Source organism: Kitasatospora sp. NPDC127111 (genome assembly GCF_042677465.1).
In the GTDB taxonomy this organism is placed as follows: Bacteria; Actinomycetota; Actinomycetes; order Streptomycetales; family Streptomycetaceae; genus Kitasatospora.
Genome location: NZ_JBHXTG010000041.1, coordinates 18492 through 36521 on the forward strand (window position 1 = coordinate 18492; position 18030 = coordinate 36521).

Here is an 18030-nt window from a genome sequence, read left to right on the forward strand (position 1 = left end):
GGCCGCCGTTCGGCGTTAGATTGTGTCGTACTGACGAAAAGGGGAGAGCGATGGACGACCGCAGGATCTTCGACGTGGCCGAGGAGTGGGAGGTCCGCGGGAGCGAGACGCCGTTCCGGGGCAAGGTCACCGGGGTGCGCTCCGAGGAGGTCCGGATGCCCGACGGCAGCTGGGCCCGCCGCGACTACCAGACCCACCCCGGCTCGGTCTCCGTCCTCGCCCTGGACGACCAGCAGCGGGTGTTGATCCTGCGCCAGTACCGCCACCCCGTGCGCCAGCGGCTCTGGGAGCTGCCGGCCGGGCTGCTCGACGTCCCCGGCGAGAACCCGCTGCACGCCGCGCAGCGGGAACTGTACGAGGAAGCCCACTGCAAGGCCGGGACCTGGCGGGTGCTGGTCGACTTCTACACCTCGCCCGGCGGCACCGACGAGGCGCTGCGGCTCTTCCTCGCCACCGACCTGGCCGAGGCCGAGGGCGAGCGCTACGAGGCGCACGGCGAGGAGCTGGAACTCGAGACCGCCCGGGTGCCCGTCGCCGAGCTGGTCCGGCTGATCCACGCCGGCGAGCTGCACAACCCCACCCTGATCACCGGCACCCTCGCCCTGCACGCGGCGCTCACCTGCCCCGGCGGCCTGGACGCGCTGCGCCCGGCCGAGTCCCCCTGGCCCGCGAGGCCGTTCGGGGCCTGACCGTCCGCGTCGTGCCGCGCGGGTTGATCCGCGGGGGTGATTTACCGGTTCGTACGACCGGATGTCACGTCGGGCGGGCCGGACGGTCGAACTACGCTTCGCAGACAGGGCGCCCGTCCGCGGGCCGCCTCCGCTGAGCGCTGGGTGACGTCGGGAGTGGCACGGGTGGCGAGGAAGACGGCGACGATGGAAGCGGGCTCCGGCGCACCCGCCGAGGGCGTTCCCGGACTGGACCGGCTGCCCGCCGGGCCCGCGCTGCTCGTCGGCCGCCGTGCCGAGCTGGCCGCGCTGCGCGCCGCCGCCGCACGCCCGGCCGAGGGCCGCTGCCCGGTGCTGGTCCTGGCCGGCCGGCCGGGCTCCGGCCGGACCACGCTGGCGGCCCGGTTCGCCGTCACCGTCGCCGCCGACTACCCCGACGGCGTGCTCTTCGCCCGGCTCTCCGCCCCCGACGGCGGCCGGGTGCCGCCCGCCCGGGCCGCCCGCCGGCTGCTGGAGCAGCTCGGTGCGGACGGCGCCGGCGTCCCGCTGCCCGGCGCCGTCGAGGACGGCCGGGACGAGCCGGCCTGCGTAGCGTTGCGCGAGGCGCTCGCCGGGCGGCGCGTCCTGCTGGTGCTGGACGACGTCCGCGACGCCGGGCAGGTCTGGCCGCTGCTCGCGGACGAGCCCGGCTGCCTGGTGCTGGCCACCACCGCCGGGCCGCTGACCGGGATCGAGGACATCGACCCGGTGATCCTCGGCGGGCTCGACCGGCAGGCCGCGGGCGAACTGCTCGGCGACCTGGTCGGCGGCACCAGGATCGGCTGCGACCCGGTCGGCGGGGCCGACCTCGCGGAGGCCTGCGCCTCCCGGCCGGCCGCGCTGCGGCTGATGGCCGGGTGGCTGCGGAGCAACCCGGAGCTGGCCGTCACGGACGCGGCCCGGGAGCTGGCCAGGGCGGTGCGCGAGGCGGACGGCCGGTCCGCCGGGGACTCCGCGGCGAAGAAGCCGGGCGGGAAGCAGCCGGGCGGGAAGCAGCCGGATAGAGGGGACGGGCGCGGGGACGGGCGGCCGGAGGGGGCGGGGGCACCGGGCGGGGCCGGCGCCGGGCAGCCGGCAGCGGCCGCCGGGAAGGACGGGAAGAACGGAACGAGGGGAGCGAGCGGGACGAGCGGGCACAGCGGGACGAACGGGACGGGCGGGCGGAACGGGCAGCGCGGCGTGGCCGGCGTGGCCGGGAAGGCCGGGAAGGCCGGGAAGGACGGCCGGCGGCCGGCGGTCGACGGTGGTAAGCCCGCCGAGCAGGCCCCCGCGCCCGTGTCGGCCCCGGACGTGCCGCCGACCGACCCGGCCGCCTGGGTGAAGCCCGGGCCGGAGCCCGCCGAACCCGTCCCCGTCCCGGACAACGACCCGCTGATCGGCGCCTTCACCCTTCTCTACGACACGCTGCCGGCCGCTCAGGCCCGGATGCTGCGGGCGCTCACCCTCGCCCCCGCCCAGACGGCGGACCTGCGCACCGCCTCCGCGCTGGTCGGCTGCCCGGCACCGGAGGCCGCCGCGACGCTGGCCGCGCTCGCCGAGCGGGAGCTGCTCGGCGAGGAGCCGCCCGCCGCCGACGGCACCCCGCGCTACCGGGTGCCCGGGCGGCTCTACCCCAGGCTGGTCCGGCTGCGCGAGCGCGAGGACCGGCCCGCCGAGATCGAACTGGCCCGGGCCCGGCTGCTGGAGCGGCTGGTCCGGCTCACCGAGTCGGCCCGGGCCCTGCTGGACCCGGCCGACGGGCCCGGTCCCGACCCGCTGCCCGGCCCGCTGCGGTTGCGCTCCGCGACCCAGGCCCGGCAGTGGCTGCTCGGCGAGCGGGACGTGCTGCTCGGCGCCGTCGCCGACGCGATCGGCCAGGGCGACCTGGACGGTTCGGCGGGCCGCCTGGTCACCGCGCTGCTGCGCGCGCTGCCGCTGACCGGCGCGGCCGCCCCGGCCGACCTCTACCAGCTGCACGAACTGGTGCTGACCGTGGCCGAGCGGCACGGCAAGCCCCGCCGGGCCGCCGCCGCGCTGCTCAACCTGGGTGACCTGCAGGCCGCGGCCGGCCGTTGGGAGCAGGCCGGCGGGCATTACCGGGCGGCCCTCGAACACGCCCGCTCCGCCGACGACGAGGCGCTCTGTGCCCGCGCGCTGGAGGGCGCGGCCGGCTGTCACCGGGCGCTCGGCGACGCCGTGCGCGCCGCCGACTGGTACGGGCGGGCACTCGGCGTCCGGCAGTCGATGGGCGACCAGGCCGCCGAGGCCAGGCTGCTCGCCCGGGTGGCGGAGGCGCACACCGCGCAGCGCCGCTTCGAGGAGGCCGAGCGGGAGTACCGGGCCTCCCTGTCGGTGCTGCGCCGGCTGGGGGACGAGCGCGGGCAGCAGGCCGTCGGGGCCGCCCTGGCGGAGCTGCGGGAACGCCTCGACGGCGGGTGGTAGCGGGCACTTCAGAGGTATTGTCGGAGATGCCCGGTTGAGACGACTTTGGCGGGAAGATCAGTGGGGAAGCCTACGAACCTGCCAATGTGTCCGGCAGATTTATTCACTTTGGAAGGCTGACACGCCGCCTGGGCTTCATTACACTCGAACTCAGTCGCGCAGCGATCCGTGCCCCGGTGTCTCCGGAGGTCTCCCCACGTGCGCGTCGCCCGCCGGTCTTCTCCGGTAGGGACCCCCATGGCAAGAGGACGTGTTTAGCCGTGAAGGTCGGCATCCCCCGCGAGGTCAAGAACCACGAGTACCGCGTGGCCATCACGCCCGCCGGCGTGCATGAGCTGGTCCGCAACGGACACGAGGTCTACATCGAGGACAACGCCGGTCTCGGCTCCTCGATCCCCAACGAGGAGTACGTGGCCGCCGGCGCCACCATCCTCCCCACCGCCGACGAGGTGTGGGCCACCGCCGACCTGCTGCTGAAGGTCAAGGAGCCCATCGCCGAGGAGTACCACCGTCTGCGCAAGGGCCAGACCCTCTTCACGTACCTGCACCTGGCGGCCGACCGCGCCGGCACCGACGCGCTGGTCGCGTCCGGCACCACCGCCATCGCGTACGAGACCGTGCAGCTCGCCAACGGCGCCCTGCCGCTGCTCGCCCCGATGTCCGAGGTCGCGGGCCGGCTGGCCCCGCAGGTCGGCTCGTACCACCTGATGCGCCCGGCCGGCGGCCGCGGCGTGCTGCCCGGTGGCGTGCCCGGCACCCACCCGGCCAAGGCCGTCGTCATCGGCGGTGGCGTCTCCGGCTGGCACGCGGCCACCATCGCCATCGGCATGGGCTACGACGTGACCCTGCTGGACCGCGACATCAACAAGCTGCGCGAGGCCGACAAGATCTTCGGCACCAAGATCAAGGCCATCGCCTCCAACTCCCTGGAGCTGGAGAAGGCCGTCCTGGAGGCCGACCTGGTGATCGGCGCCGTGCTGATCCCGGGCGCCAAGGCCCCGAAGCTCGTCACCAACGAGCTGGTCTCCCGCATGAAGCCGGGCTCCGTGCTCGTCGACATCGCCATCGACCAGGGCGGCTGCTTCGAGGACTCGCACCCGACCACGCACGCCGAGCCGACCTTCCAGGTCCACAACTCGGTCTTCTACTGCGTGGCCAACATGCCGGGCGCCGTCCCGAACACCTCCACCTACGCGCTGACCAACGCGACGCTGCCGTACGTCGTCGAGCTGGCCAACCGTGGTTGGAAGGAGGCGCTGCGCCGCGACGCCGCGCTGGCCAAGGGCCTGAACGTGCACGAGGGCCAGATCACCTACGGCGCCGTCGCCGAGGCCTTCGGCCTGGAGTCCGTCTCCCTGGAGAGCGTCCTCGCCTGACCCCGGTCCTCACCGGTACTCACCGGCCGCAGCGGTCCCGCGCCTCCGCAGGCGCGGGCCCGCCGCGTCCCGGGCCGTCCCCGTCGTGGGACGGCCCGAAGCCCCCGACCCCCCCTCCTCACCCGCCCGCGGGCGGGAGGGGCCGATCCTCGGTCGGGGGCTTCGCCGTGCCCGTGAACGGACGGTTGCGTGGGTGGGTCGCTCTGTCGTCAATTTCTGTGGGTAGCGTCACCCGACCGCAGAAACGTTAGGGTCAAGGGCCCGCGCATCCCTTGACAGAGGGTTGCCCGATAGTCGACACATCCGGCCCACTACCGTGGATTGTGTTGCTGCGAACGCCTTGAACGGCCTAGAGTCGCAAACCGTCGGCATGCTGCCACGCTGACGAATCGACATAGAGTCCTGGATGCCCAAGGAGGTAAGACGACTTGTGAATGAGTCGACATTTGCTCCCGGGGGTGGTCAGCCAGGACTGGCGGAGCACACCGCCGGCCAGCCGAGTGAGGAGTCCGGGGCCCGGCAGGCCACCGTGGGCTCGGCCGAGGTCGGCTCGGTCGCACTCCGTACTTTCGAAGCACGCCAGAACACAGCACAGGTGACCACGGTGACCGACTACGACGCCGATCTGCCGGCCCACGGCCTGGCCTACGGCGAGTTCGCCTACGGCGCCTATGACGACCCGGACGCCGAGTACGAGCCGGACCCGGAGTACGCCGCCACGCTGGCCCCCGACGCCGCGCGTCAGCGCCGCGAGCGGGTCGGCCCGACCGGCCGTCCGCTGCCGTACTTCCCGATCCCCGCGCCGGTGGCCGAGCACGGCCCCGCGCAGATCATCGCGATGTGCAACCAGAAGGGCGGCGTCGGCAAGACCACGTCGACCATCAACCTGGGCGCGGCGCTGGCCGAGTACGGCCGCCGCGTGCTGCTCGTCGACTTCGACCCGCAGGGCGCGCTCTCGGTGGGCCTCGGCGTCAACCCGATGGAACTCGACGTCACCGTCTACAACCTGCTCATGGAGCGGGGCCTGACGGCCGATGAGGTGCTGCTGAAGACGGCCGTGCCGGGCATGGACCTGCTGCCGTCCAACATCGACCTCTCCGCCGCCGAGGTGCAGCTCGTCAGCGAGGTGGCCCGGGAGTCCGCGCTGGCGCGCGCCCTGAAGCCGCTGCTGCCGGACTACGACTACGTCATCATCGACTGCCAGCCCTCGCTGGGCCTCCTGACGGTCAATGCCCTGACGGCCGCTCACAGCGTCATCGTCCCGCTGGAGTGCGAGTTCTTCGCGCTGCGCGGCGTCGCGCTGCTCACCGAGACCATCGAGAAGGTCTGCGAGCGGCTCAACCCCGAGCTGCGCCTGGACGGCATCCTGGCCACCATGTACGACTCGCGCACCGTGCACAGCCGCGAGGTGCTGGCCCGTGTCGTCGAGGCGTTCGGCGACCACGTCTTCCACACCGTCATCGGCCGGACCGTGCGCTTCCCGGAGACCACCGTCGCCGGCGAGCCGATCACCACGTACGCGACCAACTCGGTCGGTGCGGCCGCCTACCGCCAGCTCGCCAGGGAGGTGCTCGACCGGTGCCGCCCCGCCGAGTGAGTCTCCCGGGTGCCGACGAGCTGTTCCGGACCACCGGGGGGATGGCGCTGTCGCCGTCCCTCGCGCCGCGTCCGGCCGCCGAGGCATCCAGACCGGAGACCGCGCGGACCGTCAACGGAGCCGGCGCCGAGGGTGCCGAGGGCGCCGAGGGTGGTGACGGCGCGACCGGTGCGGCCGGCGGGACGGGTGCGGCCGGGGAGCGCCGGTTGTCGCTGGGCGCCGGGCCGACTGCCTCCGGCGGTGCGGCTGCCGGGACGCCGGGCGGTCTGCCGGGCGGAGCTCCGGGCGGCGCGTCCGTGCCGGGACCGGCGCAGCCGGGCGGTGGCCAGGGTGCCGGAGCGGGTGCCGGGCAGGGGCCTGGCGTCGGCGTCGGGCAGGCCGCCGCGGCGGGTGCCGCGCAGGCCGGGAAGACGGTGCAGGGCGGCCGGGCCGCCGCACCGGGGCCGCGCCAGCACGCGGGTGCCGCCGAGGAGCAGGCGGGCGTCGCGGGACGCCCCCGTCCGCGCGGCCGGGCCCCGCGCCGCCCGAGCGGGCGGGAGCGGCACGACGAGAAGATCACCGTGTACGTGTCGGCCGAGGAACTGATGGACCTCGAACACACCCGGCTGGTGCTGCGCGGCGAGCACGGGCTCGCCGTGGACCGCGGCCGGATCGTCCGCGAGGCCATCGCGGTGGTGCTGGCCGACCTGGAGCAGCGCGGTGAGGCGAGCATCCTGGTCCGGCGGCTGCGCGGCCGCTGAGGGCTTTCCGCGGGCTTTCGGGGCCGTCAGTGGTCTTTCGCGGCCGTCAGCGGGCTTTCGCGGCCGTCCGCCGCGGGCTTTCCCGCTCTTTCGTGGCAGCAGCGTCCCGTCTTGTGCGGCCTTCCCGGCCCTGTTGACGGCCGCAGGGCGGCGTCCGGGGCGTGGCGGGCGTTGAGGGGCGTTGACACGCGTTGGCGGGGGCTGGCGGGGCTGGCGGCATTGGTGGGGGCTGGCGGGCGTTGGTGGGCGTTGGCGGGCGAGGGATTCCCCGGGCCGGGGCCAGCCGGTCGGCCCTGGTGGCCCGGGGTGGCCCCCTGCGGCCCGGGCGTGGTGCGCGTGCGGCGTGTCGGTGGCCCCGGGGTGGGGCGCGCGACGGGGCCGGGTGAAGATGGACCGTCATGCCGAGCAGCCCCGACCCCTCCGTCGCCGCCGCCGGGACCGTCGGGACCACCGAGACCCCTGAGCTCGCCGACGGGTCGCGGGGCGGCTTCCGGGTGCGGCTGGAGAACTTCGAAGGCCCCTTCGACCTGCTGCTGAGCCTGATCGCCAAGCACCGGCTGGACGTCACGGAGGTGGCGCTGGCCACCGTCACCGACGAGTTCATGGCCTACATCAGGGCGATGGGCCCGGACTGGGACCTCGACGCCGCCACCGAGTTCCTGGTCGTCGCCGCGACCCTCCTCGACCTCAAGGCCGCCCGGCTGCTGCCCACCGCCGAGGTCGAGGACGAGGAGGACCTCGCCCTGCTGGAGGCCCGCGACCTGCTCTTCGCCCGGCTGCTGCAGTACCGGGCGTACAAGCGGGCGGCCGCCCTGTTCGGCGAGCGCTGGGCGGCCGAGCTGCTGCAGCGGCCGCGAACGGTCGGACTGGAGCCGCAGCACGCGCAGCTGCTGCCCGAGGTCGTGATCAGCGTCGGCGCGGAACGGTTCGCGCAGCTGGCGGCGAAGGCGATGACGCCCAAGCCGAAGCCGGTGGTCTACGTCGACCACATCCACACCCCGCCGGTCAGCGTCCGCGAGCAGGCCGGGCTGGTGGTCGGGCTGCTCACCGAGCTGGGCGAGGCGTCGTTCCAGCGGCTGGTCGCGGACGCGCCGGACACGCTGGTGGTGGTCGCGCGGTTCCTGGCACTGCTGGAGCTGTACCGGGAGCGGGTGCTCGCCTTCGAGCAGCCGGAGGCACTGGGCGAGCTGCTGGTGCGGTGGGTCGCCGAGGCGGACCGGGGCGCGGTCGAGGTGACGGACGAGTTCGACCGGGCGGCGGGCGAGCGGCGCGACGGGGCGCAGAGGGAGGCAGGGGCATGACGTCTGGTGCGGAGGCCGGAGGACGGCCGGTGCGGCGCCCGCTCGGCGTGCCGGGGCAACCGCGGGCCGAGGAGTGGCTGGAGCCGGCGCCCGGGGTGGTGGTGGAGGCGGGGGCTCCGTCGGTGGCGTCGCCTGTGTCGTTGCCCGGGGTGCCGGCGGTGGCGTCGCCCGTGTCGTTGCCGGTGGAGCCGGTGGAAGCGGTGGTGGGTGGGCCGTCGGTGGCGTCGCCCGTGTCGCTGCCCGAGGCGCCGTCGGTGGTGTCGGTGCCGTCGGGGGCGTCGGTGGCGTCGCCCGTGTCGTTGCCGGTGGAGCCGGTGGTGGGTGGGCCGGCGGTGGCCGAGGCGGTGGGGGGCGAGCCGGTGGGGGTCGTGCACCAGAAGTCGGCTCCGTCGACTTCCGGTGCGGTGGCCCTCTCCGGCGCGGACGCGGTCGAGCCGCCGGCCCGGGAGGACGCGCGCGGGGGCGACGCTGAGGCTGGACGCGGGGTTGAGGCCGACGCCGGGGCCGACGCCGGGGCCGACGCCGGGGGCGGGGCTGAGGCCGACGCCGGGACCGGGGCCGGGGTTGAGGCCGCGCCCGGGCTGAAGGCCGAGCTGGAGGCGATCCTGATGGTCGTCGACGAACCGGCCGGCGAGGCCCACCTGGCGGCCGTGCTGGAGCGGCCCCGGGCCGAGGTGGCCGCCGCGCTGCGCGAGCTCTCCGCGGCCTACACCGCCGAGGGCCGGGGTTTCGACCTGCGGCTGGTGGCCGGCGGGTGGCGGTTCTACAGCCGGGCGGAGTGCGCGCCGGCCGTCGAACGGTTCGTCCTGGACGGCCAGCAGGCCCGGCTGACCCAGGCCGCGTTGGAGACCCTGGCGGTCGTCGCCTACCGGCAGCCGGTGTCCAGATCCCGGGTCTCGGCCGTCCGTGGTGTGAACTGTGACGGCGTGATGCGTACCCTGGTACAGCGAGGACTGGTGGAAGAGGCCGGATCCGAGCCCGAAACAGGTGCGATCCTGTATCGGACGACGAACTACTTCCTGGAACGGATGGGGCTCCGCGGCCTGGATGAGCTGCCGGAGCTCGCTCCCTTCCTGCCCGAGGTCGACGACGTGGAAGCGGAGTCCCTGGAGGGCACGATGATCGCGGAGGCGGTCGCCGCCGCTGCCGCGCAGGCCGCGGACGGCAGTGGCGAGGCCGATCGGGCTGCGCCTGATCGGTAGGGGGCGGTGAGGTCGGCCGAAACGACCGCACAGCCCAGACGGAAAACGACGTACGGACACTTTGATGCGTAGCAGTGGCAACGGCAGGAACAGCAGCGGCGGCGGCAGCGGTCGCGGCGGACAGGGCGGGGGCCGGGGCGGCGGCTCCTACGGGGGCGGCTCGGGCCGCGGCGGCTCGCGCGGTGGTGGCTCGTACGGCGGCGGCTCCGGCTCGTCGCGCGGTGGCCAGGGCTCGCGCGGCGGGTCCTACGGCGGCGGCTCGGGCTCCTCGCGGGGCGGCCAGGGCTCGCGCGGCGGCTCGGGCTCGTACGACCGCCGGGACGACCGGCGCGACGACCGCCGGTACCCGGACCGCCCGCTGCGGCCCGAGGAGCGGCGCTACGACCGCCCCGAGTACGGCGGCGGCCCCAACGCCACCCCCGCGCGCGGCGGCTACGCCGGGCGCCGGCCCGGCCCGGCCCCGCGCCCGCGCCGGGAGGGCCAGGGCGCCCCGGGCGACCCGCGCCGCCAGCCGCAGCGCTCGCGCGAGCTGCAGGCCCGGATCGAGGACGCGGTGCTGGCCCGGCACGACAAGCCGGCCGTCAAGCTGCCCAAGACCTTCGGCGAGCCCGAGGGCGAGCGGCTGCAGAAGGTGCTGGCGCGGGCCGGCATCGGCAGCCGTCGGGCCTGCGAGGAGCTGATCGACCAGGGCCGGGTCGAGGTCAACGGCAAGCGGGTGACCGAGCAGGGCAAGCGGGTCGACCCGCAGAAGGACGAGATCAAGGTGGACGGCCTGACCGTCGCCACCCAGTCCTACCTGTTCTTCGCGCTGAACAAGCCGGCCGGTGTGGTCTCCACCATGGAGGACCCGGACGGGCGCCAGTGCCTCGGCGACTACGTGACCAACCGGGAGACCCGGCTGTTCCACGTCGGCCGCCTGGACACCGAGACCGAGGGCATCATCCTGCTCACCAACCACGGCGAGCTGGCCCACCGCCTCACCCACCCGCGGTACGGCGTGACCAAGACCTACCTGGCCGCCATCCAGGGCCCGATCCCGCGTGACCTGGGCAAGCAGCTGGCGCAGGGCATCGAGCTGGAGGACGGCTTCGCCCGCGCCGACAGCTTCAAGGTGGTCTCCAACGTCGGCAAGAACTACCTGGTCGAGGTGACCCTGCACGAGGGCCGCAAGCACATCGTCCGCCGGATGCTGGCCGAGGCCGGCTTCCCGGTCGAGAAGCTGGTGCGCACCCACTTCGGTCCGATCGCGCTGGGTGACCAGAAGTCCGGTTGGCTGCGCCGCCTCACCAACCCCGAGGTCGGCCAGCTGATGCGCGAGGTCGGTCTGTAGACCGGTCGGCATATTCCGGGCGCGAGATGGCCGCGGTCGGTCGGTAGACCGGTTGGGATATTCGTCGGGTCTGTAGACCGGTCGACATATTTCGCTCGGCTCGCTCTGTAGACCGGTCGGCATAGTTTCTGTCGAGCGGCTGGCCGGCCGTCTGTAGACCGGTCTGCATATTCGAGCGTTCGCCGTTGTGCCCTGAGGGCCTCCCCGCCGAGTGGCGGGGAGGCCCTCACGCCTTTCGGCGGGTTCTGCTGTGAGCCGGGACGCATCGCCTGGTCACCGCCTTGTCAGCGTCATGATCCGTGGCCGAAGATTGCCACCTGACCACGGCCCGCCGAGTGGCGGGACTGCGCCATCGCGGCGTGGGCGAGAGGCGAGACGGGGAGCGGCGTCGTGTCCGATGCACCACTCAGCGCACTGGGGCTGGCCGTACCGGACGGACAGGTCTACGCGGCGCTGGTGGCCAATCCGCAGTCCACGGCGGAGGACTTGGCGGCCTGTTGCGGGCTGACCCTCCAGCAGAGCATGCGCGCGCTGGACCGGCTGGCGCAGCACGGCATGGCGACGCGGGCGCCGGTGGACCGGCACCGGTTCCTGCCGGTCGCGCCCGATGTCGCGATAGGCACCCTGATCGGGCACCGCGAGTCCGAACTGCGGCACGCCCGTGCCGAGATGCACCGCCTGATGGACGCGTTCCGGGAGGCCTCGCGCTACACCGACCCGGCGCACTCGGTCGAGGTGCTGACCGGTGGCGAGGCGATCGCCCAGCGGCTGGAGCACATCACCGAGACCAGCCAGTACCAGGTCCGCGGCTTCGACTGCCCGCCCTACATCCAGGACCCGGTCGCCAACATCCCGTTGCAGAGCCGGCGGATGAAGGAGGGCCTGCGGTTCCGGACCATCTACGACCGGGAGGCGGTGGCCTGGCCGGGCCGGTTGGAGAAGAACATCCTGGTCGGCGTCGCGGACGGCGAGGAGGCGCGGGTCCGGCCGGTCCTGCCGATGAAGATGATCATGTCGGACGACCGGATGGCGATCATCCCGATCAGCGTCGGCGACAGCGTGCTCGACGCCGCCTACGTGATCCACCCGTCCGCGCTGCTCCAGGCGCTGGACACGCTGTTCGAGGCCGAGTGGGAGCGTGCCGTCCAGCTCCAGGCGGCGATCGGTGCGACCGAGGGGGTGCTGGAGCCGGAGGCCGACCACCGCAAGCTGCTGGGCCTGCTGGCGGCCGGCCTCACCGACGAGTCGATCGCCCGCTCGCTCGGCTGGAGCGCCCGGACGACCCAGCGCCGGCTGCAGAGCCTGATGCGCGAGCTGGGCGCCACCACGCGGTTCCAGGCGGGCATGGCGGCGCGGGAGCGGGGCTGGCTCTGAGCCGGTGCGCTCCGGGCCCGTGTGCGGTGAGCCCGGGCGTCCGGCCTGAGTTCCTGGCCTGAGTTCCGGGCCTGTGGTCCGGGCCTGTGGTCCGGGCCCGTGCGCCCGGGCCTGCGCGCTCCGGGCCTGTGGTCCGGGCCGGTGCGCTTCGGGCCCGCGCGCACTCCGGGCCGGAGGGGCCGGCCTCAGCTCCAGGGGGTGAGGCTCGCCCAGCGGCCGTCCGGTCCGCGCTCGACCTTCTCCAGGCCGACCACGGCGGACCGGTTCAGCCGGCCGTAGATGTGCGGGAACAGCACGCCGGGCGTGGCTCCGGGCGGCGGTGCGCCGTGCGGGGCCTCCCACTTGACCATCGGTTCCACCAGCGACTCCTCGATCAGCAGCACCATCAGCGGCTCGGGGGCGTCGGCGAAGAAGGCGTTGGCCACCGCGAGCGCCGTCTGTTCGTCCGCCGAGCAGTGGATGAACCCGTCGGTGAGCAGCGAGGCGGTGGCGTAGGGCCGGCCGGGGTCGGCCAGCCAGTCGTCGAGGGGGGCGAGGTGCAGGATCATGTTCTTTTTGTACCTGAGCTTCCGGTCGAACTCGGGCTTGGACTTGAGCGGACGTCACGACGGCGGGCGGCAGGGCGGCGGGGCGGCGGGGTTCGGCGGGCGCCCCGGCCCGGGGTCACGGGGCCGCGATCACAGGCCGGCCACCTTGGCGGAGGCGGAGACCTCGTAGACGAGGGTGACCGTCCGGTGGGCGCCCGGGCCGAGCGGCAGGTCCCAGCGGACGATGCCCTCGGCGTCGAAGGCGTCCGGAGCCGGGGAGCAGTCCTCCTTGCGCAGCCGCACCTCCACCGCCGACACCTCGGAGACCGGCACCCGTTCGCGGACGGTGACCAGCTGCTCGTCCCGCTCCTCCGGGCCGGAGAACCGGGAGAGGTGCAGCCGGACCGTCCGAGTGGTGACCGAGCGCTGGGTGAGGCCGGCGGTCGACTGGCGTTCCTCGGTCTCGCGGACCACCCGGTACCCGTCCGAGCTGCCGAACGCGAGCTCGGCGTCGGCGCCCGCCGCGGTGAAGGACAGCTCGCCGCGGCCGGTGAAGCCGCTGCCGCGGATCAGCTCGACCGGACCGGCGAGCAGCGCGTGCCCGGCCGCGTTGCGGAACCGGACCACCTGGGTGACCAGCGGTGACAGCTCCGGCGCGCACGCGTACTCGCTGCTCGCCGGTGTCGTGAAGGCGCCCAGCGGCACCCGGTGCGCCCGGCCGTCCGAGGGCACGGTGGCCGGGGCGGGGGCGCGCAGCACCCGGACCTCGCCGCCGTCGTCCACCCCCGGCACGGCCTCGGACGGGCCGAGCGCGCTGATCGCCTCCTCGCGCAGTTCGACCTCGACCGTGCGCCGTTCCTCCGCGCTTCGCTCGCGCAGCACCAGCACGTCCTCGGTGAGCGCCGGCGGGGCGGTGGCCAGGGCAGAGCGGGCGGTGGAGAGGGTGAGCCGGGCACCGGTCCAGTCCTCGCCGGTGCGCTGCCAGACCACCGCCTCGGACTCCAGGTGCAGCGTGCCGCCGGCCAGGGTGGCCCGGTAGGACGGCCGCCAGAGCGCGCAGGGCACCAGGTGGCCGACGGTCAGCCGGACCGGGCCCGCAGCGGCCGCCTCGACGGTGAGGTCGAGGTGGGCGACCAGCTCGGCCGGCTCCTCCTCGGCCTGGTCGAGCGCGTTCCGGGCCTGCGAGCGCTGTTCGTCCAGTTCGCGCAGCCGGGAGCGGACGGCCCGCAGCTCCTCGCCGTAGCGCTCGCGCTCGGCGTCCACCCGGTCCAGTTCGCGGGCCCAGCGGACCCGTTCGACCTCGCCGGCGCCGGCGCCCTCGCCGACCTCGCGCAGCAGGTCGGCGGAGAGCTGGGCGAGCAGCGCCAGTCGCGCCTGCAGGCGGTCGTGCAGCTGGTCCTCGCGCCGGGCGCGCTCGTCCAGCTCGTGGACGCGGTGGCGCAGCGCGGAGTCGTCCGGGCCGGGCGGCAGCGGGGCGCGCGGGGTCCAGGCGCGCACGATCCGGGCGTCCAGGACGCGGGTGCCGGGGTCGGAGGTCTCGGCGCGCAGGGTGCGGTCGACCGCGAGGGCGGTGATCGGGCCGAGGCGCAGCCGTTGGACGCCGGCGACGAGGTCGACGGTGACGGTGCGTTCGACCTGGCTGCGGTCCTCCAGGCAGGTGACGGCGGTGACCGGGAGGGGGATGGTGTCGCTGCTCATCGTTCAGTTCCTCCGGTTTCCGCCGACGATGGCCTTTCCGGCCGGGATTCTGATCTGGTAGCCGCCGGTGAGTCCGGCCCGGCCGCCCGGTGGCAGTTCGACCCGCCAGAGCCGGCTGCTCGGCGGGCACTCCGGGGACGGCACGGTGGGCGCGTGCCAGTCGGCCCGCTCCTCGATCCGGATGTCGGCGTCCGTGGTGACCGGTACGCGTTCGCGGACCTCGACGGTGACGGCGTGGCCGAGCCGGTTGGCCAGCTCCACGTGCACCCGGTGGTCGAGCACGGTGCTGTTGTTCAGCATGCCCGCCGTGGACTCGTGCAGCTCGGTGCGGCGCGCGACCTCGATGCTCTCGGTGACGCCGATGCCGAGCCGGCGCATCCCGCCGGGGGCGAGGGTGGGCAGGGCGGCGGTGAGCAGGAACTCGCCGTCGACGGTGACCTCGACCGGGCCGGCCAGGACGGCCTGCGCGGTCCGGTTGGCGAGCACCAGGGTGCCGTACACCTTCTCCTCGACGGCCGGGACGGTGACGTACTCGGAGCGGACGGAGAGCGGGATCTCGCCGACGGTGACGGTGTGCCAGGTGCCGTCGGACGGGATGTCGGCGGGGGCGGCGGCGTCGAAGCGGTGGTCGAAGGAGCCGGCCGAGTCGCGCGGCGGCACGGCGTGGCGGGGGAGCGGCAGGGCGGCCAGGGTTCGGGCGGCGATCTGGCCGCTCCGGTCGCCCCGCCAGGGCCCGCCGTCGGACGTGGGACGGAGGGTGCCGCGGCGGTCGGCGGGCGCGTCGGGGCCGGCCAGGACGAGGGCCGGGTAGTCGAGGAGCGCGGCGTCGGGGGCCGGGGGAGCGAACGAGGCCTCCGCGAGGGCCTCGGGCCCGCCCTCGGGCCCTGCTCCGGTGTCGGCGAAGGCACGGGCGCCGCCGGGGCGTCCTCCGCCGAACCCGCCGGGGGCACCCTGGCGGCGGGCCCGCCGGGCGGGGGCCGGGGCGGCCGCGGCTTGGGGGGCTGGGGCTTGGGGGGCCGGAGCGGCCGCGGGCGGCGGCAGGGGCCCGCCGGGCTGCGGGGGCGGCGCGCCGTAGCCGAGGAAGTCCGGGGTCAGGGTGTCGTCGGCGGGGCGGGCGGCACCGCCGAGCAGCCGGCCGGGCGGGGCCGGGGCGACCGGCGGGGCCGGGCGGGGCGCGGCGGAGGCCACCGCGAACGGGACCGCGGCCGGGCGGGGGACGGGGCGCGGGCCCACCGCGTCGTAGCCCGTGAAGAGGTCCGCGAGGCCGACCGGGGGCTCGCGCCAGCCGGACGGAGGCGGGGCGGGCTGGCTGCGGCCGATCCGCAGCGAGCGCAGCCGGGGCAGGTCGGTGCGGCGCTCCAGGTCGGCGGTGGAGAGGGCGAGGTGGACGCCGGTCCAGTCCTCGCCGGTCTGCTGGGCGACGGACGCGCGCAGGACCAGCTGCCCGGTGTCCGAGCCTTGGCGGTACGACAGGCGGTAGGCGGGCACCCAGCGGGCGGCCGGGACGCCGTACTCGAGTTCGAGTTCGAGTTCGAGTTCGGGGGCGGGGGCGGGGACGGGGTCGGGGGCAAGGTCTGCGCGGGCGGCGTCGGGATCGGGGCCGGGGCCGGGCGTGGTGAGGGTGAGCAGGACGGTCGCGGAGGTCTCCACGGGCTGCGCCGGTTCGGCGGTGGAGGAGCGCGCCAGCCGGTCGATGAGCACCTCGGTCTCGTGCGCGGCGAGTTCGATCTCCCGGGTCAGCTCCTCGGCCCGGGCGTGGAGCCGGGCGAGCCGCTCGTCGACGAACTCGGCCAGCTCCAGCCAGGCGTCGGCGGGTGTGCGGCGCAGTGGCTCGTCGCGTCGGCGCGGCGGCGGTACGGCCCGCAGCTGGGCCGTCTCGGTGATCGCGGCGAGGACCAGCCGGTGCCGTTCGCGGACGGCGGCCTCGTGCTCCCGGGCCTCGTCCAACCGGTGCCGCAACTCGGGGAGTTCGGCGGGCGTGCGGACTTCGGCGACGGGTTCGAGCCGGGCCTCGGTGACGGCGGTGCCGGGCGGGCCGGCGAGCACCCGGGCCCGCAGCGACCGCCCGTCGAGCACCCGGGGCAGCCCGGTCAGCCGGAGCCGTCCGCCCGGGGGCAGCGCCACCCGGGCCCGGCGCCGGCAGACCGCGCCGGCGGCGTAGACCACCACGGAGTCGAGCACCGAGGGGTGGGCCGGTACCGCCGGCCCGTCGGGTCGTTCCCTGCCGTCCGCTGTGTGCTGATCGTTCACCCGGCCTGCCCCTTCGTTCGCTCCGCTCGCGCCGGTGTGCGCGTTGCCGCCCCCTGCGCGGCCAGTCTGCCTCGCCCGGGCGTGGGCGTCCCCGGATTTCGCCGGTGCGCCCGCGCCTGTGTCCGCGGTGTCCGCGGTGTCCGCGGTGTCCGCATGCCTGCGGGCCTGCGGGCCTGCGGGTCTGCGGTCCCGTGTGCTTGTGTTGTGCGCACGTGTCCGGGCGTCCGCTTGTCCGCGGGCCCGCCGTGCGTGTGGCTCCGCGTGAGAGGGGACGGGGACGGGCGGCCGGGTGGTTCCGGCCGTGGCCGCGGGGGTGGTGGGGATGCGAGAGGATGGGGCGAGCACGCCCAGGCCAGCCCCGTGAGGAGAGCCAACCCGCCATGCGCACTGCCGTCGTCGTCGGTACCGGACTCATCGGCACGTCCGCCGCGCTCGCCCTGACCGGACGCGGGCTGACCGTCCACCTGGAGGACGCCGATCCGGACGCGGCGCGCACCGCCGCCGCGCTCGGCGCCGGCACCACCGAACCCGCCGATGGCCCGGTGGACCTGGCGATCATCGCCGTCCCGCCCGCGCTGGTCGGCAAGGTGCTCGCCGACTGCCAGCGGCGGGGCCTGGCCCGGTGGTACACGGACGTCGCCAGCGTGAAGGCCGGGCCGCGCGCCGAGGTGACGGCGCTGGGCTGCGACACCGTCCACTACATCGGCAGCCACCCGATGGCCGGGCGCGAGCGCTCCGGCCCGCTGGCCGCTCGCGCCGACCTGTTCGAGGGCCGGCCCTGGGTGCTCACCCCCACCCCCGACACCGACACCGAGACGCTCAACGCCGCCCTGGAGCTGGTCGCCCTCTGCGGCGCGATGCCGATCGTGATGGACGCCGCCGCGCACGACCGGGCCGTCGCCCTGGTCTCGCACGCCCCGCAGCTGGTCTCCTCGCTGGTCGCCGCCCGACTGGAGAACGCCGACGAGACGGCCATCAGGCTCTCCGGCCAGGGCGTCCGGGACGTCACCCGGATCGCGGCCTCCAACCCCGGCATGTGGGTGGACATCCTCTCCGCCAACGCCGGTGCGGTCGCCGACATCCTGGAGGAGGTCGCCGCCGACCTCGGCGACACCGTCACCGCCCTGCGGGCCCTGCAGGCCGCCGAGGAGGGCGAGCGGGCCGCCGGCGCGGCCGGGATCGCGGCCGTGATGCGCCGCGGCAACACCGGCCAGGCCCGGATCCCCGGCAAGCATGGCGCGCCGCCGACCCGCTACGAGACGGTGGCCGTCGTCCTCGGCGACCAGCCCGGCGAGTTGGGGCGCCTGTTCGGCGAGGTCGGAGCGGCGGGCGTCAACATCGAGGACGTCGCCATCGAGCACTCGACCGGCCAGCAGGTCGGCTTCGTCCAGCTCTCGGTGGCCCCGGCAGCGGTGAAGCCGCTGACGACGGCGCTGCGGGCGAGCGGCTGGAGCGTCCGGGACTGACGGCCCGGCCCGCGAGCGCGGCTGCCAGGGGGGAGCGCACA

Annotated in this window: 13 protein-coding genes; 10 read left to right on the forward strand and 3 right to left on the reverse strand. The window is 75.3% G+C overall.

Annotated elements, in window-relative coordinates; translation table 11 throughout:
* The first annotated feature begins 50 nt into the window (after positions 1-50).
* The 9 genes from ACFVHB_RS23625 (at position 51) to ACFVHB_RS23665 (ending at position 12048) form a co-directional block, all read left to right on the forward strand.
* Complete coding sequence (locus ACFVHB_RS23625; RefSeq protein WP_380325620.1) at positions 51-689, forward strand: NUDIX domain-containing protein; 639 nt, start codon at positions 51-53, stop codon at positions 687-689.
* Positions 690-875: 186 nt separating this feature from the next.
* The gene (locus ACFVHB_RS23630) at positions 876-3128 is read left to right on the forward strand and encodes an AAA family ATPase (protein WP_380325623.1); all 2253 of its coding nucleotides are present in this window, start codon (positions 876-878) and stop codon (positions 3126-3128) included.
* Between the two features lie 260 nt (positions 3129-3388).
* Entirely contained in the window at positions 3389-4504 is a 1116-nt protein-coding gene (gene ald, locus ACFVHB_RS23635) for an alanine dehydrogenase (protein WP_380325626.1), read from the forward strand.
* 529 nt (positions 4505-5033) lie between these two features.
* Positions 5034-6101, forward strand: a complete 1068-nt coding sequence (locus ACFVHB_RS23640; RefSeq protein WP_374106126.1) for a ParA family protein — start codon at positions 5034-5036, stop codon at positions 6099-6101.
* The gene (locus ACFVHB_RS23645) at positions 6098-6841 is read left to right on the forward strand and encodes a hypothetical protein (RefSeq protein WP_380325629.1); all 744 of its coding nucleotides are present in this window, start codon (positions 6098-6100) and stop codon (positions 6839-6841) included. Before ACFVHB_RS23640 ends, ACFVHB_RS23645 begins: the two co-directional genes overlap by 4 nt.
* Before the next feature lie 398 nt (positions 6842-7239).
* Positions 7240-8142 carry a segregation and condensation protein A gene (locus ACFVHB_RS23650; protein WP_380325632.1) on the forward strand — a complete coding sequence of 301 codons (903 nt, stop codon included), beginning with the start codon at positions 7240-7242 and terminating at the stop codon, positions 8140-8142.
* Between the two features lie 608 nt (positions 8143-8750).
* Positions 8751-9344 (forward strand): SMC-Scp complex subunit ScpB, encoded by a 594-nt coding sequence (locus ACFVHB_RS23655; RefSeq protein ID WP_380325767.1) that lies wholly within the window; start codon positions 8751-8753, stop codon positions 9342-9344.
* A 64-nt stretch (positions 9345-9408) separates the two neighbouring features.
* Positions 9409-10674, forward strand: coding sequence for a pseudouridine synthase (locus ACFVHB_RS23660; protein WP_380325635.1), 1266 nt, complete (start codon positions 9409-9411; stop codon positions 10672-10674).
* Positions 10675-11064: 390 nt separating this feature from the next.
* A complete protein-coding gene (locus ACFVHB_RS23665; protein WP_380325638.1) occupies positions 11065-12048 on the forward strand; it encodes a helix-turn-helix domain-containing protein in 984 nt (327 codons plus the stop codon).
* A gap of 185 nt (positions 12049-12233) precedes the next feature.
* Here the strand turns inward: ACFVHB_RS23665 and ACFVHB_RS23670 are convergent, their stop codons facing one another.
* The 3 genes from ACFVHB_RS23670 to ACFVHB_RS23680 form a co-directional block, all read right to left on the reverse strand.
* Positions 12234-12596 (reverse strand): DUF952 domain-containing protein, encoded by a 363-nt coding sequence (locus ACFVHB_RS23670; protein ID WP_380325641.1) that lies wholly within the window; start codon positions 12594-12596, stop codon positions 12234-12236.
* A 129-nt stretch (positions 12597-12725) separates the two neighbouring features.
* The gene (locus ACFVHB_RS23675; protein ID WP_380325644.1) at positions 12726-14273 is read right to left on the reverse strand and encodes a mucoidy inhibitor MuiA family protein; all 1548 of its coding nucleotides are present in this window, start codon (positions 14271-14273) and stop codon (positions 12726-12728) included.
* Positions 14274-14276: 3 nt separating this feature from the next.
* Entirely contained in the window at positions 14277-16523 is a 2247-nt protein-coding gene (locus ACFVHB_RS23680; protein WP_380325647.1) for a DUF4139 domain-containing protein, read from the reverse strand.
* A 380-nt stretch (positions 16524-16903) separates the two neighbouring features.
* On the opposite strand from ACFVHB_RS23680, the gene ACFVHB_RS23685 reads away from it, so the two are divergent.
* Positions 16904-17989, forward strand: a complete 1086-nt coding sequence (locus ACFVHB_RS23685) for a prephenate dehydrogenase (RefSeq protein ID WP_380325650.1) — start codon at positions 16904-16906, stop codon at positions 17987-17989.
* The last annotated feature ends 41 nt before the right edge of the window (positions 17990-18030 follow it).

Bases quoted from the DNA above. Each gene is read 5' to 3' on its own strand.
- ACFVHB_RS23625 (WP_380325620.1), top strand. From the start codon at position 51: ATGGACGACCGCAGGATCTTCGACGTGGCCGAGGAGTGGGAGGTCCGC.
- ACFVHB_RS23630 (WP_380325623.1), top strand. From the start codon at position 876: ATGGAAGCGGGCTCCGGCGCACCCGCCGAGGGCGTTCCCGGACTGGAC.
- ACFVHB_RS23650 (WP_380325632.1), top strand. From the start codon at position 7,240: ATGCCGAGCAGCCCCGACCCCTCCGTCGCCGCCGCCGGGACCGTCGGG.
- ACFVHB_RS23655 (WP_380325767.1), top strand. From the start codon at position 8,751: ATGGTCGTCGACGAACCGGCCGGCGAGGCCCACCTGGCGGCCGTGCTG.
- ACFVHB_RS23660 (WP_380325635.1), top strand. From the start codon at position 9,409: ATGCGTAGCAGTGGCAACGGCAGGAACAGCAGCGGCGGCGGCAGCGGT.
- ACFVHB_RS23670 (WP_380325641.1), bottom strand. From the start codon at position 12,596: ATGATCCTGCACCTCGCCCCCCTCGACGACTGGCTGGCCGACCCCGGC.
- ACFVHB_RS23675 (WP_380325644.1), bottom strand. From the start codon at position 14,273: ATGAGCAGCGACACCATCCCCCTCCCGGTCACCGCCGTCACCTGCCTG.
- ACFVHB_RS23685 (WP_380325650.1), top strand. From the start codon at position 16,904: ATGCGCACTGCCGTCGTCGTCGGTACCGGACTCATCGGCACGTCCGCC.